Source organism: Bradyrhizobium sp. WSM3983 (genome assembly GCF_000473045.1).
Lineage (GTDB): Bacteria > Pseudomonadota > Alphaproteobacteria > Rhizobiales > Xanthobacteraceae > Bradyrhizobium.
Map to the genome: position 1 here is coordinate 40,066 of NZ_AXAY01000008.1, position 25,019 is coordinate 65,084.

The window sequence follows — 25,019 nt, forward strand, 5'->3', positions numbered from 1 at the left end:
GCGGCTTCTTGCGCGGAGAAGCTGGAAAACGAGATGCCGTAGTGTGGGTTAGCCGAAGGCGTAACGCACCAACGTCTTTTGCCGCGGATGCAGAAGTGGTGGATTGCGCCTTCGGCCAATCCACCCTACGAGAGCGGCGCTAGCTCGCTTCCGCCAGCCTCACCGTCTCGGTGCTGCGATAGATCGCCAGATCCCGCGAGCCGACGAAGATCGCGCGCGGCTTCAAGCCGTAGAAGCGGCGGATCGAATGGCTGAAATGGGTGCTATCGGGATAGCCGATATCCTGCGCGAGATGGGCGAGGTTGAGGTCCTGGTTGGCGAAGTGCAGCAGATGCCGTGCGCGCTTCCAGGCCCGGAAGGAGCGGAACGAGATGCCGGTCTCCTCCTTGAACAGATGCAGGAAGCGCGAGGCCGAAAGACCTGCTTCCGCTGCGCAGGTATCGGCGGTCACCGGCTCGCCGGAGAAGCGCTCGATGCGGGCGACCGCGCGCGTGACGCGCCGATCGAGCACGCGGCGCGGCAGAGCCTCGCCAAAACACATCTCGTCGAATTCGGCGGTGTTGATGTCGCCGTATCGGCGCTGGCGCAGCATCGTATAAGCCGCGAGGATTTTGCGGGCATAGACGGCCCGATCAGGACCCATCAGCCGCTGGGCTAAAGCTTCGATCGCGCCATCCGGCATGCTTTCCGGCTCGAGTGTCACGCTGATTGCAGTGCGGTAGTCACTGGCAATGGAATGCCGCTGGTTCGGCAGAGTGACGAACAGCTCTCCGGTGGTTTGAGCGTCGTCAATGGTCAGATGCATATTGCCTTTGACCGCAACATAGACGTGGCAGCAGCCGGGGGTCCGTTTGCGAGGGCGCCCGAGCAAGCCCGCATAAAATACCCGCTCCGGCGTGATCAGCATCAGATGGTCGGATTCGCGACCCTTGTCTTCCATTGGGTATCCTCCTCGCGCGGCTCTTTGGCCGCTGCGGACGGAGGTCACCTTAGCGGAAATTTGGGCGCTGTCACGACGGGATAGCGCTGTCATGGAGCGCAAAAGATTATCATTCCGGGACGGTCAGGAACCGCGCACGGAACTATGGCAACTACGTCGTCCTGGACAAGCGAAGCGCAGATCCAGGACCCATTACCCCAGGAAGCAGTTGCGGCAGGAAGCTCATAACCGCCAATCTTCGCCAAACTACTCCCTGGGGTAATGGGTCCTGGCATTCGCCAGGACGACAATCAGGCCCGAACGCGCGGCGCAACATTTTGCTCGGCGCCGGCCTTCTGCTCCGCAGCAACCGCGCGCTTGAAACCGTCGCGCTGCTGCAGGCGCGCCCAATAGGCTGCGACATTCGGCCCGAAATCCTTGGCGAGACCGATATTGCACGCCAACCGCAGCGCGTAACCAATGACAATGTCAGCGGCGGTGAATCGGCCGGCGCACAAGGTTTCAGCATTTGCGGTCGCGGTCTCGACGGCGCGCAGCCGCCCCAGGAACCACTTTGCATAGTCGGTGGCGACCTGCGGATTGCGGCGCTCCTCCGGCTCGAGCTGGGTATAGCGAAGCACCAGCGTTTGCGGGAAGGTTAACGTGGCGTCGCTGAAATACATCCAGTTCAGGAAGGCGCCATAGGCGGGATCCTCGGGGCCGACCATCAGCGGCGTCGGACCGTGTCTGACACCGAGATAGTGGCAGATGCCGGAGGACTCCGTCATCTTGCTCTCGCCGTCGACCATGAAGGGAATCGTGCCCAACGGATTGAGTGCGAGATATTCCTTGGCGAAGACCCGCGGCGGGAACGGCAGCATCTTCAATTCATAGGGGAGCCCCATCTCCTCCAGCATCCAGAGCGGACGGAACGAGCGCGCGGCGTCGCAGTGATAGAGCGTGATCATCAGGGCTTCCCTTTAGAGCATGATCGGAAAAGTGTGCAGCGATTTTTCGAAAAGATTCTGCAAGCTCCGACGGATTTCGTCGTGGCCGGCGGTGAACAGCATCGTCTCTTTCGATCGCCAATCATCTTGTCATTCCGGAGCATCGCGAAGCGATGAGCCCGGAATCTATTTCTCGGCGATATGTGAGGCCCGATGGATTCCGGGTTCGCGCTTGGCGCGCCCCGGAATGACGGCGTATCACAACCCCATCTGCCTTGACGCCAGATCCTTCATGATCTCCTCGGTGCCGCCGCCGATGGCGTTGACCTTGACCTCGCGGTAGATGCGCTCGGCCTTGATGCCGCGCATGAAGCCGGCGCCGCCGAAAATCTGCACGGCTTCCGAGGCGCAGAACGCCATGGTCTGCGTCGCCTGGTTCTTCATCATGCAGATTCCGGCGACCGGGCTCTCGCCCTGCTCCAAACGCCAGGCCAGCATCTCCAGCATCGCTTGCGAGGCTGCGACCTTCTGGGCCATGTCGACGATCTTGTGGCGGATCACCTGGTGCTGGGCGAGCGGCTTGCCGAAGGTGTTTCGTTCCTTGGCGTAGGCGACCGCCTCGTCGAGACAGACTCGCGCGAAAGCGGTGCAGCCGGCCGCCATGCCCATGCGTTCGCTGTTGAAATTCTGCATGATGATCTTGAAGCCTTGGCCTTCCTCGCCGATCAGATTTTCGGCCGGCACGCGGCAATCATCGAAATGCAAGGTCGCGGTGTCGGAGGCCCACCAGCCCATCTTCTTCAACTTGGTGCGCGACAAGCCGGGCGTATCGCGCTCGATCAGGAGCAGGCTGACGCCACCGGCGCCCTCGCCGCCAGTACGCACCGCAACGGTCAAATAATCGGCGCGGACGCCCGAGGTGATGAAGGTCTTTTCGCCGCTCACGACGAAGTGATTGCCGTCGCGCCGGGCCCTGGTGCGCAGGTTTGCGACATCAGAGCCGCCGCCCGGCTCGGTGATCGCGAGCGCGGAGATCTTATCGCCGGAGAGCACCTCCGGCAGTACGCGCGCCTTGACCTCCGGCCGTGCTGCGCGTGCGATCGGCGGCGAGCCGATGGTGTGGCTCATCAGGCTGGCGCTGACGCCGCCGGCGCCGGCCCGCGCCAGCTCCTGGCTCGCCACGATCTTCATGAACTGGTCGGCGGCGATCCCGCCATATTCCTCGGGGAATCCGAGCCCCAACAGGCCGATCTCGGCCGCCTTGCGATAGAGTTCACGGGGAAATTCGCCAGCTTCGTCCCATTCATGGGCGAACGGCGCGATCTCCTTGTCGACGAAGCGGCGCATCACGTCGCGGAAAGCGTCGTGCTCGGCGGTATAGAACGGGCTCTTCATTGCATTCGCGCCTTCGACAACTCCTGTCATTCCACCATGGCCGGAACATCGGCGTCTCACTTGCGCGGAGTGGCTGGCTTGGAGGAGCCGCTTGGAGCAGCCGTGATCTAGCAACTCAACGCAAGACGGTTTTCCCCCCTCGCAGGCCAACTCCAAAACAAAAAAGACTGCTGCACAAAACTCCGGCTGGCCTCCCAGGGCCATGCCGGGCATGGTGCACAGCAATAAAGAGGCAGGCGGCACAAGACCGCTGAGGGAGGGATTGTTGGCCGTTCGTTACTACGACTGGATCGCTCATCATGCGCGCCGCTCGCCTGGCAAGCTGGCGGCCATCGACCTCGCGAGCGAGCGCCGCTTCACCTATGCGCAGCTTGACGCCCGCGTCTCGCGCCTCGCTTCGTTCTTCCGCCACACGCTGAAGGTCTTGCGCGGCGACCGCGTCGCGGTGCTGGCGCTGAATACGACCGATACGTTGGAGGTGCAGTTCGCCTGTGGACGGTTAGGGGCGGTCTTCGTGCCACTGAACACCCGCCTGACCGTTCCCGAGCTTCAGTTCATCACCGGCGACTGCGCGCCGAAGGTGATGATCCACGACAACGATCTCGTCGAGACGGCCCTCGCCGTCGCAAAACTCTGCAACATCGCGACCGGCCTGCTGCTCGGCCCCGGCGGCGCCTATGAGGCCGGCATCGCGTCGGCCAAGCCGCTCGACCGCGCCGAAGAGATCACGCTCGATGACGTCTCGACCATCATGTACACGTCGGGCACCACGGGCCATCCGAAGGGCGCGACCATCACCCATGGCATGACCTTCTGGAATTGCGTCAATCTCGGCGGCCCCGCCTGCATCGGACCGTCCTCGGTGCTGCTCACCGTGCTGCCGCTGTTCCACACCGGCGGGCTGAATTGCTACACCAATCCCGTGCTGCATGCCGGCGGCACCGTGATGATCATGCGCGCCTTCGATCCCGGCATCGCGCTCAGCCTGATCAACGATCCCGCGCAGGGCATCAACGTGTTCTTCGGCGTGCCCGCGATCTACCAGTTCATGGCGCAGCAGCCGGCCTTCGCAACGACTGACTTTTCCCGGTTGATCGTCTGTGGTGTCGGCGGCGCGCCGATGCCGGTGCCGCTGCTGAAGGTGTGGGAGGCGCGCGGCGCCGCGCTGCAGCAGGGTTACGGCATGACCGAGACCTCGCCGGCCGTGCTGGTGCTGGATCGCGAGGACGCGGCGCGCAAGGCCGGCTCCGCCGGCAAGCCGGTGCTGCACACGGAGGTGCGCATCGTGCGCCCCGACGGCAGGGATGCCGATGTCGGCGAGCTCGGTGAGCTCTGGGTCAAGGGACCGAACATCACGCCGGGCTATTGGAACAGGCCAGAGGCGAACAAATCCGCCTTCACCGACGGCTGGCTGCACACGGGCGATGCGACCCGCGTGGATGAGGAAGGTTTCTACTACATCGTCGACCGCTGGAAGGACATGTACATCTCCGGCGGCGAGAACGTCTATCCGGCCGAGGTCGAGAACGTCCTGCACCAGCTCACGGCGATCGCGGAAGCCGCGGTGATCGGCATTTCCGATCCGCAATGGGGCGAGGTGGGCCTCGCCATCGTCGCGGTCAAACAGGGGCAGCGGCTGACCGAGGCCGATGTCTTCGCGCATTGCGCGGCCAATCTGGCGCGCTTCAAATGTCCGCGTCAGGTCCGCTTCGTCGACGCGCTGCCACGCAACGCCACCGGCAAGATCCACAAGCCGACCCTGCGCAAGGAATTCTCGGTGGCTTCAGAAGTCGACAAGAAAGTCGCCAACGCCTGATCAAAGCGCCTCTCGCGGGCGCTTTTGTTTTGATGTGCCTGTTCTGTCCCACAAGAAACCCAAGGAATTTCCATGAAGAACAAGAAACTCTCCCTGCTTGCCGCAGCAACCGCGTTGGCGCTGCTCACGACCCAGGGCGCTTCCGCCCAGAAGGCGTACGACACCGGCGTCACCGACACCGAGATCAAGATCGGCAATGTCGAGGCCTATTCCGGCCCGGCTTCCGCCTACGGCGTGATCGGCAAGACCGAGGAAGCCTATTTCAAGATGATCAACGATCAGGGCGGCATCAACGGCCGCAAGATCAACTGGATCTCCTATGACGACGGCTACTCGCCCCCGAAGACGGTGGAACAGATCCGCAAGCTGATCGAGAGCGACGAGGTCTTCCTGGTGTTCAACGCGCTTGGCACGCCGACCCAGACTGCCGTGCAGAAATATCACAACTCAAAGAAGGTGCCGCAGCTCTTCCTCGCCACCGGCGCCAGCAAGTGGAACGATCCGCACAACTTCCCCTGGACCATGGGCTTCCAGCCGAGCTACCGGGTCGAAGCGCGGATCTTCGCCAAGTACATTCTGAAGGAAAAGCCGGACGCGAAGGTCGCGATCTTCTATGCCAACGACGACTTCGGCAAAGACTACCTTGCCGGCATCAAGGACGTGTTCGGCGACAAGGCATCGAAGCTGATCGTAGCTGAAGAAAGCTACGAGACATCGGAGCCCTCGATCGACGCCCATATCGTCAAGCTCAAGGACACCGGCGCCGATGTCTTCGTGAATATTGCGACCCCGAAATTCGCGGCGCAGGCCATCAAGAAGATCGCCGAGCTTGGCTGGAAGCCGATGCATCTGATGAGTGACGTGTCGGTGTCGATCGGCGCAGTGATGAAGCCCGCCGGCCTCGAGGCCTCCGAAGGCGTGCTCTCGGCCGGTTACCTCAAGGACGCGTCGGATCCGCAGTGGAAGGACGATGCCGGCATGAAGAAGTTCATGGCCTTCATCGAAAAGTACATGCCGGGCGCCAACATCTCGGACGCCAATCTGGTTTACGGCTATGCCGCGGCCCAGACCATGGTGCAGGTGCTGAAGCAGGCGGGTGACAATCTCACCCGCGAGAACGTGATGAAGCAGGCCGCCAGCCTGAAGGACTTCACCCCCGACACGCTGATCCCGGGGATCACGATCAACACCTCGGCCACCGACTTTGCGCCGATCGAGCAGCTCAAGATGTGGCGGTTCAAGAGCGGCCAGTGGGAGCTGTTCGGCCCCATCATCAGCGCCGAGCCGAGCGGCTAGCTTCGACGGGAGATTGCTATGGTGCGAGATAGCGGCCGAAGGGCCGCTATCTTTTTTGGGCGCTCGAGCGCAGGTTCAGGCAGGCAGAAAGAGCGCAAAAGACTCGTCGACAGTACGCCGAAGGTGATCGCGATACAGCTTGTAATTCGCGTGGTCGGGCGCGATCCGGCCCACAATAGGATCGGCGATATCCCGTGCCGGCACATAGGCTATGGGTGCCGCGACCGGGGTCAGTTGCGAGCCGGCACCGGCGCGCAGCGTCGAGATGATACCATACATTGCGCCAGACACGGTTGGCCGCGATACCGTGATCACGCGATGCTGGCCATGCTTGTTGATGACAAGATAGATGAACCCGGACTGATGCGGCACCGCAACTTCGCCCGTGTGCTCATAGGCCGCATCGGTCCGCTCGCCCTCACGGAAGACCAGCGAGGAAACCTTCGGCTCCCAAACGATCTCGGTGCGATAGGCGAAAATCGCATCCTTGTCGCCAAAGGACGGCCGCAGCGTGATGTAGACATCCTCGATCCAGGTCACGGCGCGATGCGAATAGGAGCCGAGGCTGTCAGGCGCGACGTCGTTGCCGGCCGCGGGCACCGCCGCAACCGTGCCCTTGCGCAGGGACACGCCCAGCGCCTGCTCGAGCCGGACCGTGGTCGCCAGCGTGAACGGGCGGCGGCCGCCGAGCGCCTTCTCCAGCGTCGACAGGCTGAGCTTGGCCTGCTCGGCCAGTGCTTGCCGCGAAATCCGGCGCCTTGCGATCTCCTCGCGGATCGTCTCCGCGACCTCCCGGCTTTGCTCGTCCGAAAGCTGCCCGTCAGAGAGCTTGTCTTGCGTCTGCATCGTTAACCCTGCTCCACGGCCGGCAGTCTAGCAGGGCGGACAAGTCAGCACAAAACCGGACATCGCCGCCAAAACGGCGGCCGCCCGGGCCAGCCGCGGCGGAACATTGCCGATCAATCTGCTCGCGAAATCGCCCCTCCCGGCGGATGCTCGGCAGCGTCAAGCACACTTCGGGAGCAGGCCAAATGGACAATTACGACACGGTCGACAGCGACGGACACCCCTGGCTCGGGAGGCTGATCAAGGTCGGTCTGTTCCTTCTGGCGCAAAGCATTGCCGTGCTCCTGGTCAGTTTCGTGGCCCTGCTGGTGAGCTTCGAGACCTCCTGGTCAGCGACGATGGAGCAGGCAAGCCTGCTCCAGCCCGGCGATGCCAGGTCCGGCAGCCTCCTCCTGAAGGAGGACGGCGCTTACACCGAAGCCATCCGTCTCGGGATCGATGTCGACATCACGGTATCAGGCCCGACGTCGCGCACGCGCGTCACGCAGATCTTCCGCAACCCGACCAAGGACTGGGTGGAGGCGACCTATGTCTATCCGTTGGCCACTGACGGCGCCGTCGACACACTGAAGATGGTGGTTGGCGACCGCGTCATCGTCGGCGACATCAGGGAGCGTCAGCAGGCACGCGTGATCTACGAGCAGGCGCGCCGCAACGGACAGAAGGCCGCGCTCACCGAGCAGGAGCGGCCGAACATCTTCACCAACTCGGTCGCCAATATCGGTCCCGGCGAAACCGTGCTGGTGCAGATCGAATATCAGGAGCCGGTGCATCAGTCCGGCAACGAATATTCGCTGCGCGTGCCGCTCGTCGTCGGGCCGCGCTACAATCCCGCGCCGATCGTGCAGAGCGTCGACTTTCGCAAGGACGGCTCCGGTTGGGGCGCAACCACATCAGACCCGGAGCCCGACCGCGACCGCATCTCGCCGCCGGTGCTCGATCTCGCCAAGAATCCCTCGAAGACCGCGCCGATCAATCCGACCAGCATCACGGTGCACCTGAAAGCCGGCTTCGCGCTCGGCGAGGTGAAGAGCCACGATCACAACGTCAAGATCGAGAGCCCGGACAACACGACGCGCGTCGTGACGCTTGCCGACGGCACCGTGCCCGCCGACCGCGACTTCGAGCTGACCTGGGAGCCGGCCGTCGGGAAGGCGCCCTCGGTCGGGCTGTTCCGCGAACATGTCGGTGATGCCGACTATCTGCTCGCGTTCGTCACGCCGCCGGCCGCCGAGCAAGCAACGCAGAGGCCGCTGCCACGCGAAGTGGTGTTCGTGATCGACAATTCCGGCTCGATGGGCGGAACTTCGATCGAACAGGCCAAGGCGAGCCTTCTCTATGCCCTCGGTCGCCTTCAGCCGAACGACCGCTTCAACGTGATCCGTTTCGACGACACCATGGACGTGCTGTTTCCGACCTCGCTGCCGGCCGATACCGCGCATGTCGGTGAAGCGACGTCGTTCGTCAGCGCATTGCAGGCACGCGGCGGCACCGAGATGGTTCCGGCGATGCGTGCGGCACTGACCGACAAGCTCGGTGACACCAACATGGTTCGCCAAATCGTATTCCTGACCGACGGCGCGATCGGCAACGAGCAGCAATTGTTCGAGACTATCACCGCGATGCGCGGCCGCTCGCGCATCTTCATGGTCGGCATCGGCTCCGCGCCCAACACCTATCTGATGACGCGGGCTTCCGAGCTCGGCCGTGGCGCCTTCACCCATATCGGCTCGGTCGAGCAGGTCGAGGAGCGCATGCGCGGCCTGTTCGCCAAGCTGGAGAACCCAGCCGTGACCGGCCTCACCGCAAAATTCTCCGAGGCCAATGCCGACATTACGCCGGCAATCATTCCCGACATCTATCACAACGAGCCGCTGGTGCTGGCGGCGAAGCTCGACAAGCTTGCGGGCTCGCTGGAGATCAAGGGTCGCGTCGGCGACCGGCCGTGGTCGGTGACGCTGCCGCTGCAAAATGCCGCCGGGGGCAAAGGCCTGTCAAAACTCTGGGCCAGGCGCAAGATCAGCGATGCCGAGGTGGCGCGGACGCTCCGCGAGATGACGCCGGAGGATACGGACAAGACAATTCTTGCGCTGGCGCTCGATCACCAAATCGTCACGCGACTGACCAGTCTCGTCGCGGTCGACAAGACGCCGAGCCGTCCCGAAGGCCAGCCGCTCAAGCTCGGCGAGCTTCCGATCAACCTGCCGGCGGGTTGGGATTTCGCGAAGGTGTTCGGCGAACGGCCGCAGCTGACGCCGACACAGTTGCGCGAGCGCCGCGCCGATGCAGGCCAGCCTGCCGCAAGGCGTCCGGCCCCTGTCACGCCCGATGCGATCCTCCTGCCCAAGACCGCGACCTCGGCCGAGCTGAAGATGATCGCAGGCCTGATCATGATCGCTCTCGCCCTGATCCTGTTCGTGTTCAACCGGCGTCAGACCCTTGCTCAATGACGCCGTTTGAGAGAGGAGCTCCCCGAACTCCTCTTGCTTGGCGCGCGCGGCTGCCCGTCCCGATACCAACGGCCGCGCGCGCCTTTTTCTTGATGGAGCTCATGCCCCGCCTCATCTCGCCTCTGGTCCTGGCGCTTGTCGGAACGATCCTGTTCGGCGACGGCGCCTACATCCACGCCAAGGCGTGGCTCGCGCAGCTGCTGCTGGAGCGTGCGTTCGACCGGAGCGTTGCGACCGGCCGGCCGGTCAAGCCGTGGTCCTGGGCCGATACCTGGCCGGTGGCCCGGATCGAGGTGAAACGGCTCGGCGCCAGCGCCATCGTGCTGGACGGCACGAGCGGCCAGGCGCTCGCCTTCGGATCCGGTCATCTCCACCAAACGGTTGATGCGGGCGAGCGCGGCGTTGCGATATATGCTGCTCATCGCGATACACATTTCCGCTTCCTGCGGGATGTTGCCATTGGCGACGTGATCGATGTCACACGAAGTGACGGCAAACGCTTTCGCTATCGCGCGGATTCCTCGGCCGTGGTCCCCTTCGATGCATCGGGCCTCGACGCCGCGGCAGAAGGTTTCGAGCTTGTTCTTGCGACCTGCTGGCCATTCGACGCCGTCATCTCCGGCCCCGAGCGCTACATCCTGCATGCAACATTGATAGGCGCCGACAGATAGATCGCCCATCGGGCCGGCGAGGCGCGCCGATGCGTCATTCATTCCATCACACGGCATGCCATCCACACTGTTGCCACTCCGAAGAACTCGCCATAGAACAGAGTGACGCGCTGCCAAGAAGAACAACAAGTGAGATCACGCCATGGAAGCCCAGGTCGCTAAAGCGCAGATCTCTGCGGCGCCGGTTCCTGCCCGCTCATGGTCGCCACCGCCCGATGCCAGTGATATCGTCAAGGGCATCCACGCCATGCTGCATCCGCACAACATCGTGCTGGTGGGCGCGACCGACAAGCCGGGCAATTACGCCGAGCGCATCTGGAACAATCTGCTCAAATACGGCTTCGAGGGCGGCCTCTATCCGGTCAACGCCAAGCGCGAAACCATCTGGGGCGTACCCTGCTACAAGGATTTTGCGAGCCTCCCCGAGAAGCCTGATCACGTTTTGGTGCTGGTGCCCGCACGCTTTGCCGTGCAGGTGATCCGCGACGCCGCCGCTGCCGGCGCCCGGTCAGCTACCATCGTCACCTCCGGCTTCAGCGAGTTGCAGGATGAGGAGAGCCAGAAGCTCGCCACGGAGCTGCAACAGGCCGTGCGCGAGACGGGGCTCGCCGTCACCGGACCGAACTGCCTCGGCAATTTGAGCGCCGGGGAAAAGCTCTTCACCAATATCGACGACCGCATCGTCACCATGGAACAGGGCGCGGTGGCGATCGCCGGCCAATCCGGCGCCATCGTCATGGCAATCCGCCAGGCGCTGGAGGATCGCGGCGTCGGTGTCGGCTACATGGTCACAACAGGCAATGAGACCGGACTCGAGACGCCCGACCTGATGCGCTATTTCGCCGAAGATCCGAGCGTCAGGGTGATCGTGGTCTATCTCGAAGGCGTGCGTAACACCAAGGCGTTTCGCGACGCCTGCAAGGCCGCGCGTGCCGCGAGCAAGCCGGTGATCGCGCTCAAGCTCGGATCTTCGGAGGGCGGTCGTGCCGCCGCGATGGCGCACACCGGCGCGCTGGCGGGCTCGATCGAGACATTCGACGCCATCGCAACCCGCGAAGGCGTGATCCGCGTGAGTGGGCTCGACGAATTGATCGAGACCACCGAATGCTTCGTCCACGCGGCCGTGCCCAGGGGCGGCCGGCTCGCGGCGGTGACGCTGTCCGGCGGCAAGCGCGGCATGCTGATCGACGCCTTCTACGCGGAAGGCCTGAATTTCGCGCCGCTAAGCCCGCATGTCAGCGGCGAACTGGCGAAGATGCTCGGCCCGGGCTCGATCGTCGGCAATCCGCTTGACGCCGGCTTTGCCGCGGTGGTCGATCCCTCCGTCTACATGAAGTCGATCAAGCTGATGATCGACGACCCCGATATCGACATCGTCATCGTCGACGCCGAGTTTCCAAAAACGCCGCACGAGCAGCGCGAGCGCAATCTGCGCATCGTCAACGAGATGGCGAGCCGGGCCTCAAAGCCCGTGATCTATATCAGCGCGATGTCGATCGGCTTCACCGAATTCACCAAGGGCCTGCGTAAATCGCTGCCGCACCTTGCGGTGATGCAGGGCATGGACCGCGCGGTGACCGCGATCAAATCGCTGCTCGCCTATGCCAGGCTGCGCAAAGAGGTGCCCGACATCGTCTCTAGCTCGAAGCCATCCGCGCGCGCCGTGCTCGAGAAGACGTTGAAGTCGGCGAGCGGCGCCGCGCTCGACGAGGTCGCCTCGAAGAAGCTGCTGAAGGCCTATGGCATCCCGGTCTCGAAGGAGGGAGTCGCGCAGACCGCAGCGGAGGCCGTGAAGATCGCCAGGCAAATCGGCTTTCCGGTCGTGGCCAAAGTCGTCAGCGCCGAGATCCTGCACAAATCCGATATCGGCGGCGTGGTGCTGAACCTCAACAGCGCGGCCGAGGTGAAGAAAGCGTTTTCCGACATCACCTCGCGGGTGAAGAAGCTGAAGGGCAAGCCGAAGCTCGACGGCATCCTGATCGCGCAGCAGGTCAAGGCCGACCTCGAACTCGTGGTCGGCGCCTCGCTCGACGCCGAGATGGGGCCTGTCGTGCTGTTCGGCACCGGCGGCATCGATATCGAGCTGATGAAGGACGTGGCGCTGGCCGGCGCGCCGCTGGACGAGGCCGAGGCGCGGCTCCTGATCGGCCGCACCAAGGCCGGCATCAAGATGCGCGGCTATCGCGGCAAACCGGCGTTGCACGAGACCTCGGCCGTGAAGGCGCTGGCCGGGCTCTCCAACCTGATCGCGGATGCCGGCGACCGGATCGCCTCGATCGACGTCAATCCGTTCCTGATCAATGCCAAAACCGGCGTCGCGGTCGATGCGCTCATCGTGTTGAACAACGCCGCACGGGCCGCCGGGCATTGATGTCGCGTAGGGAGATTAGCGCAACGTAATCCGCCGATTTGCGAGACGGACGATCGAATACGGCGAGGTACGCTTCCGCCTTCGCTCTTCGAGCCACGGCGGACAGGTCGTTAACCCGTCCCCGGCTAACATCGCGGCCATCCGGGCTCCTTCCAACTTCCCCGCTTTGGCCGTAAAATCGCACCCACATGGCACGCGCGAGCAATCTGATGATCGGAACGGCGACGCTGACGGCAATCGCCGTCGCGTTCGGCGGCCTGCTTGGCGTGCAGAAATGGCGCGCCAGCCAGAGCCGCAGCCAGTTGCGCGTCGTGTTCGAAGGCGGTTCCGCGAGCGGCCTGCGCCGCGGGGGCCCGGTCAATTTCGACGGCGTGCCCGCCGGCCAGATCCTGTCGATCAAGCTGGAAAATCCGCGCAAGGTCGTGGCGCTGGTGTCGCTCGACAACACCGCGCCGATCCGCAAGGACACGGTCGCCGGCATCGAGTTCCAGGGCCTCACCGGTGTCGCGGCGGTTTCGCTGATCGGCGGCGCTCCGTCCGCACCACCGGTGCCGCTGGACTCGGACGGCATTCCCGTGCTGACCGCCGATCTCAGCGACGCGGAATCCATCGTCGACACCTTGCACAGCGTCGATCGCACCATCGTCAGCAACGCACCCGCAATCAAGGACGGCCTGCGCACGTTCGAAAACCATACGGCGGACCTCAGGGGCAAGGGTGACGAGATCGACGCGGTGATGCTCAAGGTCGACAATGCATTTGCGGGGTTCGACAAGGCGGTCACCAAGATCGAGGGCGTGGTGCCGGGCTTCGTCGACGGCAAGGCCGACGAGCTGCTCGAAAAGATCAAGGGGCTGCACGAGCTCGCCGACACCATGAAGAAGACATCGGCAAGCTTCCTCGAGGACACCCGCCGCTCGCTGCTCGATGTCAGTGAAGCCGCCAACAAGATGAGCGGAACGCCCGCACCCGCTGCCGCCCCGCGTCCGCCGCGCAAGCCAACGCAGCAGAAGCGGTAAAGCCTACCAGGTGTAGCGCACGACACCCTTGCCGGCGTAGGAGCGCGTGACGTTCGAGAACTCGCCCTCGAAGGTTGCCAACGCGGACCAGCCGTTCATCCAGTTCATCTGCAGCGATGCCGTGGTCAGCACGGAATCGCGCGCCAGCGCCGCGCCGTTCACGACAAAGGCCGAACCCGGCAGCGTCTGGAACACCGCGCCGACCGTGCGGTCAGGATTGAAATCATGCGCCCAGGCCGCACGGCCGCGCAGCGTCACCACGCCGCCGGCCGCGGCAAACGATCTGTCGGCGCGCAGGCCAAGCTCGGTGCGGGTGCTGGTCACGTCCTTGGCGGCATAGTTGAGCGCGAAGATATTGTTGCCGACCACGGCGAACTCCGAATAGCTCGGCAGGCTGAACATCGTGGCCTGGAGCGCGGCATAGGGCGTCAGCCCGATCCACGGCGTCGCCTGGCGATAGCCGCCTTCGATACGGCCCGAAACGGCGTTGGCATTGAACTGCGCACGCAGCTGATCGCTGCCGGCGGCTGTGACGATGCGGTTGGTGGTGACATCCTGCCAGCCATAGGCCAGCGCGGCCGTGACATAAGCGGGCCCGACATTGTGACGGACGAACGCACCGGCCTGGAACATGTCGGAGTGACCCCAGCCCAGTCCGTTGACGCCGAAGCCGGTGCCACCACCGGCGAGTGCGAAGCCCGCGACCGTCGACGGGGAGAAGCGATAGTCGAGGCCGACGGCGGTGCCGTAGACGCTGCTGGTCGTGTTGTTGGAGCCGAGTGCCGCACGACCGTCGGTGGCCTGCGAGCCGCCGAAACCTGCCGCCCAGACATCCCAGCGCTGCTCGAATGTCGGCGATGGCGCCTTGCGATAGATCGAGGCAAAGGCGTCGCTGGGCCGCTTGCCGGATGCGACATAGGCAGTCGCGCTGGTCTCCTCGGCATAAGGCCTCGCGCCGGGCGTGTCGCTGCGTCCCGCGCCGAACACGTCGGTCAACAGGCTCATGAACAGGTTCATCGCATTGAATGTCGTCTGCTGCGATCCCGTTGCGGATTCACCCGAGGCCTGAGTCAGGCCGGCCGGACCGAGACCCGCAAATTCGGCCGGCAGGATGCCGTTGGTGTTGAAGAAATTCTGAAGCGTCGTGGCAACGTTCCGCTGGTTGACGTTGAGCGCGTATTTCGCGCCGTAGTTCAGCGTGAAATCGAGAAAGACCTCGTTCGACCCGACGGTCGTCGCGCCGACGAGGCCGCCCCGCGCGGCAACGCCGGTAAAATTGCCTGCGGCGGTGCCTAAGAAGTCCATGATCGCGTAGTGCTTCATCACCATGCTGCCGGGATACAGCGAGACGCCGACCGTACCGTTCAGCGAGACATTGCCGGTGACGAGCGCGCGGCTCGTGCTGGATCCGCTACCGATCTGCACAACATAGACCGAGCCGGGCTGAAGTGTGAGATCGCCCTGAACCTGCATGCTCGGGCCCAGTCCGCCGTCGCCGGGCGCGTAAATGCCGCCGTTGGCGATGAGTGTGTTGCCGGCGATGCCGGCGCCGTACAACGCCGCGCCGGCATTCACGATGGTCAGGCTCGACTGGGAGATGTCGCCATCGACGCGCAGGATGCCGCCATTCACCGTCGTCGTGCCGGTGTAGGTATTCGTGCCCGAGAGGACCAGCGTTCCGCTGCCGACTTTTTCCAGGGAGCCCGGTCCGGCGAGACCGCAACCGCAAGGGTTGGTGTCGCCGATGACGCCACTAACCTCGGTCGAAAGATTGTTGCTGCCGACAACCAGCGTGTTGCCGCCGCCGATGTAATAGAGACCGCTGCCCTCGATTGATCCGGCAGTGATGCGGCCATCGCCGGCCGGCCCGGCTAGGCCGGGGCCGCCGCCGAAATCGACGATGCCGGTGCCGGTGGTGATGAAGCGCGCATTGCCGCCGGTGGAATTGTCGACGAACGAGGTCTGGCCGCCGTCCTTGGTGATGATCGTGGCGTTGCCGGCGGTCGAGAACGCACCGAAATCGGTGATGCCGTTGGCCTCGTTGATAATCGTTGCATTGGCGGCGGTTGCAGTGCTTCCCGGCACGGCGCCGAAGGTCGTGCCGCCAAAATCCTTGTTGACGATGGTAGCCGACCCCGCCGAGGCCTGATCGATGAACGCGGTGGTGCCGCTGTTCTGGTTGGTGATGCGGGCCGAACCCGCATTGGTCCGGGTCAAGAAGGCGATCAAGCCGCTGTCATTGGTGATGGTCGCCCGTCCGGCCGTCGCGGTGTCGGTCCCGCTCCCGGTCGGATCGCCGAAATACAGCTGGCCGTTGTTGGTGATCGCCATGGAACCGGCGGAGGTCGCATTGAGGAACATCGTCACGCCGGAGAAAGCGTTCGAGAGCGACGTGACACCCGACATGTCGGCGTTGACGATCTTGAGGAAGCCCTCGTTGGTGACGGCACCGATGATGCTGGCGCTATGGGTCGCGTCACCAAGCTGCAGTGAGCCGCAGGCGCAGATGAAAGTGTCACCGGTATAAGTATTGGCGCCGAGCAAAGTCAGGAAACCGGGTCCCTGTACGGAGATGCCGCCGGTGCCGACGATGCGGGAAGCGATCACAGCCGAGGGTTCCCCAGTGCCCGTCACATCGTTGGTGAAGAAAGTGGTGCCACCCGGGGCTAGCCTGAGGTCACCGCCCTGGATGGTATAAATTGAGCCGTCGCCGGTGAGGTCGAAGCCCACGAGACTGGTGAGTTGCACGCCGCCCGGTGTGACCGTGACCGTGCCGCCCGTCGCCGGCATCGAGGGACCACTGCTACCGAACAGCGTGCCGGCTGACGTGGGATCATAGGCCGTGCTGGTCGAGCCGAAGAAATCGGTCCAGTTGGTCGTGGTGTTGTCCCAGACGCCGCCACCGCCGTTAACCGAACCGTTGGGTGAGGTCTGCGATCCGTTGAAGATTTGCTGCGCAGCTGCGGGGCTCGCCACAACGGCCACGCTCACGGCAAGGCCAAGCCAGAGTGCCGCGCCAACCGCGGCAACACTCCGGCGCGCGCAACCCTGTCCGCTCGATGGCAACCCAGCCCCCACATTCAGCCCCTTATTCACGGCGCTCAGCGTCGCCCTGGGGAACCTAAAACATGGAGGTGGCCAGTAGAACTACGCGCGGGTCGGAATCCGCCTGTGAGGCTGCAACTTACGCAGATTCGACACATGTTGTTGCAACCGCGCCACGTTTTGACACGATCAGCTCCCGGTCCACGCACACGAAGCTGCGTCAGAATGACCGACCATGTCTACCGGCCATTCGCACCCCAAGTGAAATACCGGCCCCGTTGCGCGCCTGCGACATCGTCATGGCCTAGTAATTGCTCGGCGCGGCCTCGTTCGGGATGCCGTCGATCGGGCATTCGGCCGTGCCCGCCGTCGAGCGCGTCATCGCCTCGACCATGTCCCGGGTGCCTTCGGGATCGGCGATCCAGTTCTTGTAGAAGTCATAAGGGCAGGCCGCGACGCCGCGCGGGCTCTCACCCGAATTGATCATGCCGGTGTAGCCGCGGTGGACCAGCTTGTAGAGATGGTTCTGCGACTGGCCGTTACGGCGCGCATCGCGGATCAGGTGCTTCGACAGCTGGGCGTACTGGATGCCGTACTCCTCCTCGCCGCACTCGCCGAGCGTACGGCCGTCGAAGCCGATGATCGCGGAGTGACCGAAATAGGAGTAGACGCCGTCGAAGCCGGCGGCATTGGCAACCGCGACATAGACATTGTTGGCCCAGGCCATCGCCTTTGAAATTAGAATCTGTTGCTCCTTGGCCGGATACATATAGCCCTGGCAGCGCACGATCAGCTCGGCGCCCTTCATGGCGCAGTCGCGCCAGATCTCAGGGAAATTGCCGTCATCGCAGATGATCAGGCTGACCTTCATCCCTTTCGGACCCTCGGAGACATAGGTGCAGTTGCCGGGATACCAGCCCTCGATCGGCACCCACGGCATGATCTTGCGATACTTCTGCACGATCTCGCCCTTGTCGTTCATCAGGATCAGGGTGTTGTAGGGCGCCTTGTGTGGATGCTCCTCGTGCCGCTCGCCGGTGAGCGAGAACACGCCCCACACTTTCGCCTTGCGACAGGCCTCGGCAAAAATCGCGGTCTCCTCACCGGGCACTGCGGAGGCGGTCTCGTACATCTCCTTGGAGTCGTACATGATGCCCTGCGTGGAATATTCCGGGAAGATCACCAGATCCATGCCCGGCAGGCCGGCCTTCATGCCCACCAGCATGTCCGCGATCTTGCGGGCGTTGTCGAGAACCTCGGCCTTGGTGTGCAGGCGGGGCATCTTGTAGTTGACCACCGCGACGCCGACGGTGTCGTTGCTGCTGGAAATATCGCCGTGAAGCATGTTGAGCGCTCCTGTCTTTTATTCGTTTGAGATCATCGCGTGCGTTAGTGGCTGATCATCCAGGGCCGTGCCGTCGGAAAGCCCCTGGCGCCGCTCCTGGTCTTGGTCACCAGCCGCGCGGGCTTCTTGTCCGACGCGCCCTTGTCCTTGATGGTCTTGCCTGACGAGCAACAGCCGCAACCTGGACCGTGCGAGGCCTTGTATTGCGCGAGCGTCTGCGGCGCGTGCGTGCTGCGTTCGTTGACGGCGTGTGCCTTGCGCGTCTCTGCCGGCATGCAGAAGAAGTTCGGCGCGGTCAGGATCACCCGCGGTGCCATCGTCTCGCAATGCGGACAGGATTGCGGATCGTCACATTCCGCCATCGGGCGCAGGTCCTTGAACGGACCGCAGTCGTCACAGAGATATTCATAGACCGGCATCGCATCATCCCTACACTCTTGCGTGTTCGCCATTTCGGGCGGCGGACGCGGGGCGTCCAAGTGGCGCCGTCCCGCATCCGGTCGCGCAGGGACTATTTGTCCGGCGAGATCGGCATCTGGATATCGCCCGTGATGTGCTTGATGGGGCCCGCAGCCGACGGCATCACGTCGAAGTCGAAGATCTCGGTCGGCAGCCACAGCGTGGCGCAGGCATTGGGCACGTCGACCACGCCGGAGATGTGACCCTGGCACGGCGCGGTGCCGAGGATCGAATAGGCCTGGGCGCCGGAGTAGCCGAACTTCTTCAGGTACTCGATCGCGTTCAAGCACGCCTGGCGATAGGCGATGTGGACGTCGAGATAATGCTGCTTGCCGGCCTCGTCGACCGAGATTCCTTCGAAGATCAGATAGTCCTTGTAGTTCGGCGTGATCGGCGACGGCTTGAAGATCGGGTTCTTGATGCCGTATTTCGACATGCCGTCCTTGATTACCTCGACCTTCAGATGCAGCCAGCCGGCCATCTCGATCGCGCCGCAGAACGTGATCTCGCCGTCGCCCTGGCTGAAGTGCAGATCGCCCATCGAGAGACCGGCGCCGGGCACGTAGACCGGGAAATAGATTTTTGAGCCGCGCGAGAGATCCTTGATGTCGCAATTGCCACCATGCTCGCGCGGCGGCACGGTGCGCGCGCCCTCGGCGCCGATCTTGGCCTTGACGTCTCCCTTGGCGCGGCCGCCATGGGCGGTCGCCGCAAACGGCGGGTTGGCGAGGCCAGGCACGCGGGTCGGGTTGGTCGAGATCAGCTCGGCCTCGCGCTTGTTCCAGGTCTCCAGCATCTTCGGATCGGGCAGACAGCCGATCAGGCCGGGATGGATGAGACCGGCGAAATTCACGCCGGGCACGTGGCGCGACGAGGTGTAGAGACCTTTGATGTCCCAGATCGACTTTTGCGCCAGCGGGAAATGGTCGGTGAGGAAGCCGCCGCCATTCTGCTTGGAGAAGAAGCCGTTGAAGCCCCAGAGGCTCTCCTTCATCGGGCCGACGTCGAGCAGGTCGACGACGAGAAGATCGCCGGGCTCGGCGCCCTTGACGCCGATCGGACCGGAGAGGAAGTGCACGATCGAGAGATCGATGTCGCGCACGTCGTCGGCGGAATCGTTGTTCTTGATGAAGCCGCCGGTCCAGTCATAGGTCTCGATGATGAAATCGTCGCCGGGATTGACCCAGGCCACAATCGGGATGTCGGGGTGCCAGCGGTTGTGCACCATGTCATTTTCGTAAGCCGACTTGGTGAGATCGACCTTGATCAGTGTCTCTGGCATCGAGATGCTCCCCTTTGCTACGGTTGGTTAGACAGACAAATATTTCGAGACCTGCGCGGCATCGACGCTGTCGCGCGGGTCATCTCGAACGATCGCGCCGTTCTCGATCACCAGCACGCGGTCGGCGATATCGAGGGCAAAGCTCAGGACCTGCTCGGAGACGACGATCGAGAGGCCCTTTTCGTCGCGGATGCGTTTCAGCGTCCGCGCCATGTCCTTGATGATCGACGGCTGGATGCCTTCGGTCGGCTCATCCAGCAGCAGCACCTTCGGCTTGGTCGCGAGCGCACGCGCAATCGCCAATTGTTGTTGTTGCCCGCCGGAGAGATTGCCCCCGCGACGCCCCTTCATCTCCAGCAGCACCGGAAACAGCTCGTAGATATCGCCAGGCACCTCGGAACCGCCGGAGACGACGAGCCCGGTCTCGATGTTCTCCTTCACCGTCATGGTGGAGAAGATCATGCGGCCCTGCGGCACATAAGCGAGGCCCTTGGCCACGCGCTCATAACTCGGCAGGCCGCCGAGTTCGGCGCCGTCCATGGTCACCGAGCCGCTCTTGGCTGGGAGGATGCCCATCAGCGACTTCATCAGCGTGGTCTTGCCCATGCCGTTGCGGCCCATGATCGCAACGATCTCGTTGGGCGCGACCTTGACGTTGAGCCCGTGCAGCACCTCGCTCTGGCCGTAGGCGACGTGGAGATCCGAAATAGCCAGCATCGTCGACTCCTAGGCTCGGTGTTCGTTCACCTCTCCCCGCCGGGGAGAGGTCGCGCCGAAGGCGCGGGTGAGGGGATGCAGGTCCCACGCGAGAGCGAAGCCCCTCCCCCGAATTGCTGTGCAATTCGACCTCTCCCATTGGGAGAGGTGAACCGAGTGCGCCGACTGCATTTGCCCTTTGCTAACCATCCCTCAGTGCCCCAAATAGACTTCAATGACCTTGGGATCGTTCTGCACTTTCTCCATGGTCCCCTCCGAGAGGATCTGGCCCTGGTGCAGCACGGTGACCTTGTGCGCGATGTCTTCGACGAACTTCATGTCGTGCTCGATCACCAGCACCGACCGGTTCTTGATGATACGATTGAGCAGCTCGGCGGTCTTGGTTCGCTCGGACACGCTCATTCCGGCGACGGGCTCGTCGAGCATCAGGAGGTCCGGATCCTGGATCAGCAGCATGCCGATCTCGAGCCACTGCTTCTGGCCGTGGCTGAGCAGATCGGCGCTCATGTTCAGCCGATCCTTCAGGAAGATCATTTCGGCGACTTCATGCACGCGATCGCGCACTGCGGCATCGCGGGTGAAGGTCAGCGCGCCGAACACCGAGCGCCCGCGCGGATAGGAAATCTCCAGATTCTCGAACACCGTGAGATCGTCGTAGATCGACGGGTTCTGGAACTTGCGCCCGACCCCGGTCTTGACGATCTCGTTTTCCTTCATTCGCGTCAGCTCCTTGCCGCGAAACTGGATCGAACCCGACGTCGCTTTGGTCTTGCCGCAGATCAGGTCGAGCACCGTGGTCTTGCCGGCGCCGTTCGGGCCAATAATGACGCGGATCTCGTTCTCGTCGACGTAGAAGGAGAGATCGTTGACCGCCTTGAAGCCGTCGAACGACACAGTCAGGGCTTCGACCGCGAGCAGGAATTCCTTGGGCTGGTGACCTACGAGCATGATGATCTCCTCACTCGGCCGGGGCGCCGTTGGCGACCGAGCTGTCGGTCCAGCCTTCAGGTTTTGATTTGCGCGACGGGATCAGGCGATCGATGCGCGGCTGCACATAGTCGGCCCAGATCCCGGCAAGGCCGTTCGGGAATGCGAGGACCACGGCGATGAACAAACCGCCAAGGCCAAACAGCCACAATTCGGGAAAGGTTTCCGACAGGCTGGTCTTGGCGAAATTGACCAGCAGCGTCCCGTAGATCGCGCCGAGGATCGAAAGCCGGCCGCCGACCGCGGTGTAGATCACCATCTCGATCGAGGGCACGATGCCGACGAAGGACGGCGACATGAAGCCGACATTGAGCGCGAACATGGCGCCGCCAATCGCGGCGAACACGGCGGCGATACAGAAGGCGAAAATCTTGAAGTTCGCGACGCTGTAGCCGGAGAAGCGGACCCGGTCCTCCTTCTCGCGCATCGCCACCAAGATGCGTCCTAGCTTGGAGTGCCGGATGAACTGCGCGATCATGATGCAGACGAACAGGCATCCGACCTCGAAGAAATACAGCACGACCTTGGCGTGATCGGGCCGGATGTCCCACCCCTTCAGCGTCCGCAGGTCGGTCATGCCGTTGATGCCGCCGGTGTAGCCCTGCTGGCCCACAATCAGAATGGTGAGGATGGCCGCGACCGCCTGGGTGATGATCGCGAAATAGGTGCCGCCGACCCGGCGCTTGAACATCGCGGTGCCGATGATCAGGGCAAAGATGCCGGGTACCAGGATAATGGCGGCGATCGTGAAGGTGAGGCTGTTGAAGGGCTTCCAGAACAGCGGCAGCGCGGTGATCTGATTCCAGTCCATGAAATCGGGAATTCCCGGCGTCGACTGGATCTTGGTGTTCTCCACGCTCGATGCCTCGAGCTTGAGGAACATCGCCATGCAGTAGCCGCCGAGCCCAAAGAACACGCCCTGGCCGAGGCTGAGAATGCCGCCATAACCCCAGCAGATCACCAGCCCCAGCGCGACGAAGGCATAGGTCAGATATTTCGCGACGAGATTGAGCCTGAAGACATCGAGCGTGAGCGGCAGCACCACCACCAGGAAGACCGCGAGCACCAGAATTCCGATGAGCTCCGATCGATTGAAGAACCGATTGTCGGTCATTGCATCAGCCTCTATTTCTCACTTGCGGACCTTGAGGGCGAACAGCCCTTGCGGCCGCAGCATCAGGATTCCGACAACGGCGAGCAGCGTCAGCACCTTGGCCATCGAGCCCGACATGAAGAACTCGAGGGTGGATTGCGTCTGCGAGATCGAGAAGGCCGAGGCGATGGTGCCGACCAGGCTCGCGGCGCCGCCGAACACGACCACGAGGAACGTGTCGACGATGTAGAGCTGTCCCGAGGTCGGCCCGGTCGAGCCGATCATGGTGAAGGCGCTGCCGGCGACGCCGGCGATGCCGCAGCCGAGACCGAAGGTGTAACGGTCGACCTTTTCGGTGTTGATGCCGACGGCGCCGGCCATGATGCGATTCTGCACGACGGCGCGAACCTGGCGGCCCCAGCGCGACTTGTACATCACATAGGCGACGGAGATCGTGATCAGGACGGTGAGGCACATCACGAACACGCCGTTGATCGGCACTTCGATGCTATCGGTGACGTGCAGCGAGCCGAGCATCCATTGCGGCAGCTCGACGCCGACTTCGCGTGCGCCGAACACGGAGCGATAAGCCTGCTGCAACATCAGGCTGAGTCCCCAGGTTGCGAGCAGCGTGTCGAGCGGACGCTTGTAGAGATGCCGTATCAGCACCCATTCCACCAGCATCCCTAATGCGCCGGATGCGATGAACGCCAGGATCATCGCGAGGAAGAAATAGCCGCTGAACAGGCCCGGCAAATAGGACTGGAAGAAATTCGAGGTCATCCAGGTGACATAGGCCCCCAAGATCATGAACTCGCCATGAGCCATGTTGATGACGCCCATCTGGCCGAAGATGATCGCAAGTCCGAGCGCCATCAGCACGTAGACCGAGAACAGGATCAGTCCCGCAAAACCCTGCATGACGAAGATGGAGCCAAGGTCACCAATCGAATAGTCGCCGAACATCGATGTCCTCCGTCGGGGAATAGGGTCCCGCGTCGCGAGCAGATTCGCGACGCGGGGGTCTTGAGCATGGACTTGCAATCCACGCCAGGGAGCGGCTTGAACTTGAGGGAAACCGCGGTAGTCGCCGCGTCTCTTACTGATAACCCTTCGGGAACGGATCCGGCTCGACGAGATCGGCGGTCTCGTAGATCAGCTCGAACTGGCCATCGAGCTTGGCGCGGCCCACCCGGGTCTTCGACCAGAGATGATGATTTTCGTGGATACGCACATAGCCTTCCGGTGCGCCCTTGAACTCGACGCCGGGCGAAGCCGCCGCGATCTTGTCGACGTCGAAGGAGCCGGCTTTCTCGACCGTCAACTTCCACAGCCACGGGCCGAGATAGGCCGCCTGGGTGACGTCTCCAATGACGGTCTTTTCGCCCCACATCTTCTTGAACGCGGGCACGAAGGCCTTGTTGTTCGGATTGTCGAGCGACTGGAAGTACTTCATGCAGGCATAGGCGCCCGCAATGTTCTCGCCGCCGATGCCGTCGATTTCGTCTTCGGTCACCGAGATCGTCAGCAATGCCTGCTTCGAGAGATCGATGCCGGCCGCCTTGAGCTGCTTGTAGAAGGCGACGTTGGAGCCACCGACGACGTCGGTGAAGATCACGTCGGGCTTGGTCAGCTTGATCTTGTTGATGACCGAATTGAACTGGGTGTTGCCGAGCGGATAGTATTCCTCGCCGACGACCTTGCCCTTCAGTACGTTCTCGACGTGCTTGCGCGCAATCTTGTTCGAGGTGCGCGGCCAGATGTAGTCGGAGCCGATGAAGAAGAACGACTTGGCGCCCTTCTCCTTGGCGATCCAGTTCAGGCCGGCGAGAATCTGCTGGGTCGCCTCCTGGCCGGTGTAGATCACGTTCTTGGACTGCTCGAGACCTTCATAGAAGGTCGGGTAGTAGAGCATGCCGTTGTACTGCTCGACGACCGGCAGAACCGCCTTGCGCGAGGCCGAGGTCCAGCAGCCCATGATCGCCGCGACCTTGTCGTTGACGAGCAGCTTCTTGGCTTTCTCCGCAAAGGTCGGCCAGTCGCTGGCGCCGTCCTCCTGGATGAACTTGATCTTGCGACCGAGGACTCCGCCGGCAGCGTTGATCTGCTCGATGGCGAGCTTTTCGGCCTCGATCGAGCCGGTTTCGGAGATGGCCATGGTGCCGGTCGCCGAATGCAGGATGCCAACCGTCACCTCGGTGTCGGTGACCGCGAGGCCGGTGGTGTTGATCGCCGAGGTCGCAGGCGCCTGCGCAAATGACGTCCGCGGCAGCATCGTAATGGCCGGCACGGCCGCCATTCCCATCAATAGTTTGCGCCGGAGCGGCGACAACAGGCCCTTGTTTGCTTCGTCTGACATGA

19 protein-coding genes are annotated in these 25,019 nt (G+C 63.1%); 6 read left to right on the plus strand and 13 right to left on the minus strand.

The window, feature by feature from the left end; genetic code table 11:
* Nucleotides 1–139 precede the first annotated feature (139 nt).
* From YUA_RS0114670 to YUA_RS0114685, 3 genes are all read right to left on the minus strand, one after another.
* Nucleotides 140–940 (minus strand): AraC family transcriptional regulator, encoded by an 801-nt coding sequence (locus YUA_RS0114670; protein ID WP_027531382.1) that lies wholly within the window; start codon nucleotides 938–940, stop codon nucleotides 140–142.
* Between the two features lie 290 nt (nucleotides 941–1,230).
* Nucleotides 1,231–1,887, minus strand: coding sequence for a glutathione S-transferase family protein (locus YUA_RS0114675; protein WP_027531383.1), 657 nt, complete (start codon nucleotides 1,885–1,887; stop codon nucleotides 1,231–1,233).
* A 237-nt stretch (nucleotides 1,888–2,124) separates the two neighbouring features.
* Nucleotides 2,125–3,261, minus strand: a complete 1,137-nt coding sequence (locus tag YUA_RS0114685; RefSeq protein ID WP_027531384.1) for an acyl-CoA dehydrogenase family protein — start codon at nucleotides 3,259–3,261, stop codon at nucleotides 2,125–2,127.
* A gap of 265 nt (nucleotides 3,262–3,526) precedes the next feature.
* On the opposite strand from YUA_RS0114685, the gene YUA_RS0114690 reads away from it, so the two are divergent.
* Both YUA_RS0114690 and YUA_RS0114695 read left to right on the plus strand, forming a co-directional pair.
* Nucleotides 3,527–5,077 (plus strand): long-chain fatty acid--CoA ligase, encoded by a 1,551-nt coding sequence (locus YUA_RS0114690; RefSeq protein ID WP_027531385.1) that lies wholly within the window; start codon nucleotides 3,527–3,529, stop codon nucleotides 5,075–5,077.
* A 72-nt stretch (nucleotides 5,078–5,149) separates the two neighbouring features.
* On the plus strand, nucleotides 5,150–6,373 hold the full coding sequence (locus YUA_RS0114695) for an ABC transporter substrate-binding protein (protein WP_027531386.1): 1,224 nt from the start codon (nucleotides 5,150–5,152) through the stop codon (nucleotides 6,371–6,373).
* Between the two features lie 75 nt (nucleotides 6,374–6,448).
* On the opposite strand, the gene YUA_RS0114700 is transcribed toward YUA_RS0114695, so the two are convergent.
* Entirely contained in the window at nucleotides 6,449–7,219 is a 771-nt protein-coding gene (locus tag YUA_RS0114700) for a helix-turn-helix transcriptional regulator (RefSeq protein WP_027531387.1), read from the minus strand.
* 185 nt (nucleotides 7,220–7,404) lie between these two features.
* Here YUA_RS0114700 and YUA_RS0114705 point away from each other — a divergent pair, with 185 nt between their 5' ends.
* The 4 genes from YUA_RS0114705 to YUA_RS0114720 all read left to right on the plus strand — a co-directional run bounded on the left by YUA_RS0114705 (nucleotide 7,405) and on the right by YUA_RS0114720 (nucleotide 13,730).
* Complete coding sequence (locus YUA_RS0114705) at nucleotides 7,405–9,669, plus strand: marine proteobacterial sortase target protein (RefSeq protein ID WP_027531388.1); 2,265 nt, start codon at nucleotides 7,405–7,407, stop codon at nucleotides 9,667–9,669.
* Between the two features lie 101 nt (nucleotides 9,670–9,770).
* Entirely contained in the window at nucleotides 9,771–10,340 is a 570-nt protein-coding gene (locus YUA_RS0114710; RefSeq protein ID WP_027531389.1) for a class GN sortase, read from the plus strand.
* A 142-nt stretch (nucleotides 10,341–10,482) separates the two neighbouring features.
* Nucleotides 10,483–12,711: an acetate--CoA ligase family protein gene (locus YUA_RS0114715; RefSeq protein WP_027531390.1), complete on the plus strand. Its 2,229-nt coding sequence runs from the start codon at nucleotides 10,483–10,485 to the stop codon at nucleotides 12,709–12,711.
* Nucleotides 12,712–12,899: 188 nt separating this feature from the next.
* Complete coding sequence (locus YUA_RS0114720) at nucleotides 12,900–13,730, plus strand: MlaD family protein (protein WP_027531391.1); 831 nt, start codon at nucleotides 12,900–12,902, stop codon at nucleotides 13,728–13,730.
* Nucleotides 13,731–13,733: 3 nt separating this feature from the next.
* Here YUA_RS0114720 and YUA_RS0114725 read toward each other — a convergent pair whose 3' ends face one another.
* The 9 genes from YUA_RS0114725 to urtA all read right to left on the minus strand — a co-directional run bounded on the left by YUA_RS0114725 (nucleotide 13,734) and on the right by urtA (nucleotide 25,017).
* A complete protein-coding gene (locus YUA_RS0114725) occupies nucleotides 13,734–16,721 on the minus strand; it encodes an autotransporter domain-containing protein (protein ID WP_035971039.1) in 2,988 nt (995 codons plus the stop codon).
* Nucleotides 16,722–17,079: 358 nt separating this feature from the next.
* Nucleotides 17,080–18,120 carry an aliphatic amidase gene (locus YUA_RS0114730; protein ID WP_027531393.1) on the minus strand — a complete coding sequence of 347 codons (1,041 nt, stop codon included), beginning with the start codon at nucleotides 18,118–18,120 and terminating at the stop codon, nucleotides 17,080–17,082.
* Nucleotides 18,121–18,164: 44 nt separating this feature from the next.
* Nucleotides 18,165–18,539 carry a zinc ribbon domain-containing protein gene (locus tag YUA_RS0114735; RefSeq protein ID WP_027531394.1) on the minus strand — a complete coding sequence of 125 codons (375 nt, stop codon included), beginning with the start codon at nucleotides 18,537–18,539 and terminating at the stop codon, nucleotides 18,165–18,167.
* Nucleotides 18,540–18,631: 92 nt separating this feature from the next.
* Nucleotides 18,632–19,861, minus strand: coding sequence for a formamidase (fmdA, locus tag YUA_RS0114740; RefSeq protein ID WP_018316778.1), 1,230 nt, complete (start codon nucleotides 19,859–19,861; stop codon nucleotides 18,632–18,634).
* A 27-nt stretch (nucleotides 19,862–19,888) separates the two neighbouring features.
* Nucleotides 19,889–20,578: an urea ABC transporter ATP-binding subunit UrtE gene (urtE, locus tag YUA_RS0114745; protein WP_027531395.1), complete on the minus strand. Its 690-nt coding sequence runs from the start codon at nucleotides 20,576–20,578 to the stop codon at nucleotides 19,889–19,891.
* A 192-nt stretch (nucleotides 20,579–20,770) separates the two neighbouring features.
* On the minus strand, nucleotides 20,771–21,526 hold the full coding sequence (urtD, locus tag YUA_RS0114750) for an urea ABC transporter ATP-binding protein UrtD (RefSeq protein ID WP_027531396.1): 756 nt from the start codon (nucleotides 21,524–21,526) through the stop codon (nucleotides 20,771–20,773).
* Between the two features lie 10 nt (nucleotides 21,527–21,536).
* The gene (gene urtC, locus YUA_RS0114755) at nucleotides 21,537–22,679 is read right to left on the minus strand and encodes an urea ABC transporter permease subunit UrtC (RefSeq protein ID WP_027531397.1); all 1,143 of its coding nucleotides are present in this window, start codon (nucleotides 22,677–22,679) and stop codon (nucleotides 21,537–21,539) included.
* A gap of 18 nt (nucleotides 22,680–22,697) precedes the next feature.
* Nucleotides 22,698–23,624, minus strand: coding sequence for an urea ABC transporter permease subunit UrtB (urtB, locus tag YUA_RS0114760; RefSeq protein ID WP_027531398.1), 927 nt, complete (start codon nucleotides 23,622–23,624; stop codon nucleotides 22,698–22,700).
* Between the two features lie 133 nt (nucleotides 23,625–23,757).
* Entirely contained in the window at nucleotides 23,758–25,017 is a 1,260-nt protein-coding gene (urtA, locus tag YUA_RS0114765; RefSeq protein ID WP_027531399.1) for an urea ABC transporter substrate-binding protein, read from the minus strand.
* Nucleotides 25,018–25,019: the final 2 nt, after the last annotated feature.

Coding starts and splice junctions, on each gene's coding strand:
- YUA_RS0114670 (WP_027531382.1), bottom strand. CDS start 940: ATGGAAGACAAGGGTCGCGAATCCGACCATCTGATGCTGATCACGCCG.
- urtC (WP_027531397.1), bottom strand. CDS start 22,679: ATGACCGACAATCGGTTCTTCAATCGATCGGAGCTCATCGGAATTCTG.
- urtA (WP_027531399.1), bottom strand. CDS start 25,017: ATGTCAGACGAAGCAAACAAGGGCCTGTTGTCGCCGCTCCGGCGCAAA.
- fmdA (WP_018316778.1), bottom strand. CDS start 19,861: ATGCCAGAGACACTGATCAAGGTCGATCTCACCAAGTCGGCTTACGAA.
- YUA_RS0114700 (WP_027531387.1), bottom strand. CDS start 7,219: ATGCAGACGCAAGACAAGCTCTCTGACGGGCAGCTTTCGGACGAGCAA.
- YUA_RS0114720 (WP_027531391.1), top strand. CDS start 12,900: ATGGCACGCGCGAGCAATCTGATGATCGGAACGGCGACGCTGACGGCA.
- urtE (WP_027531395.1), bottom strand. CDS start 20,578: ATGCTGGCTATTTCGGATCTCCACGTCGCCTACGGCCAGAGCGAGGTG.
- YUA_RS0114685 (WP_027531384.1), bottom strand. CDS start 3,261: ATGAAGAGCCCGTTCTATACCGCCGAGCACGACGCTTTCCGCGACGTG.
- YUA_RS0114735 (WP_027531394.1), bottom strand. CDS start 18,539: ATGCCGGTCTATGAATATCTCTGTGACGACTGCGGTCCGTTCAAGGAC.
- YUA_RS0114730 (WP_027531393.1), bottom strand. CDS start 18,120: ATGCTTCACGGCGATATTTCCAGCAGCAACGACACCGTCGGCGTCGCG.
- YUA_RS0114715 (WP_027531390.1), top strand. CDS start 10,483: ATGGAAGCCCAGGTCGCTAAAGCGCAGATCTCTGCGGCGCCGGTTCCT.
- YUA_RS0114675 (WP_027531383.1), bottom strand. CDS start 1,887: ATGATCACGCTCTATCACTGCGACGCCGCGCGCTCGTTCCGTCCGCTC.
- YUA_RS0114710 (WP_027531389.1), top strand. CDS start 9,771: ATGCCCCGCCTCATCTCGCCTCTGGTCCTGGCGCTTGTCGGAACGATC.
- urtD (WP_027531396.1), bottom strand. CDS start 21,526: ATGCTCGTAGGTCACCAGCCCAAGGAATTCCTGCTCGCGGTCGAAGCC.
- urtB (WP_027531398.1), bottom strand. CDS start 23,624: ATGTTCGGCGACTATTCGATTGGTGACCTTGGCTCCATCTTCGTCATG.
- YUA_RS0114695 (WP_027531386.1), top strand. CDS start 5,150: ATGAAGAACAAGAAACTCTCCCTGCTTGCCGCAGCAACCGCGTTGGCG.
- YUA_RS0114705 (WP_027531388.1), top strand. CDS start 7,405: ATGGACAATTACGACACGGTCGACAGCGACGGACACCCCTGGCTCGGG.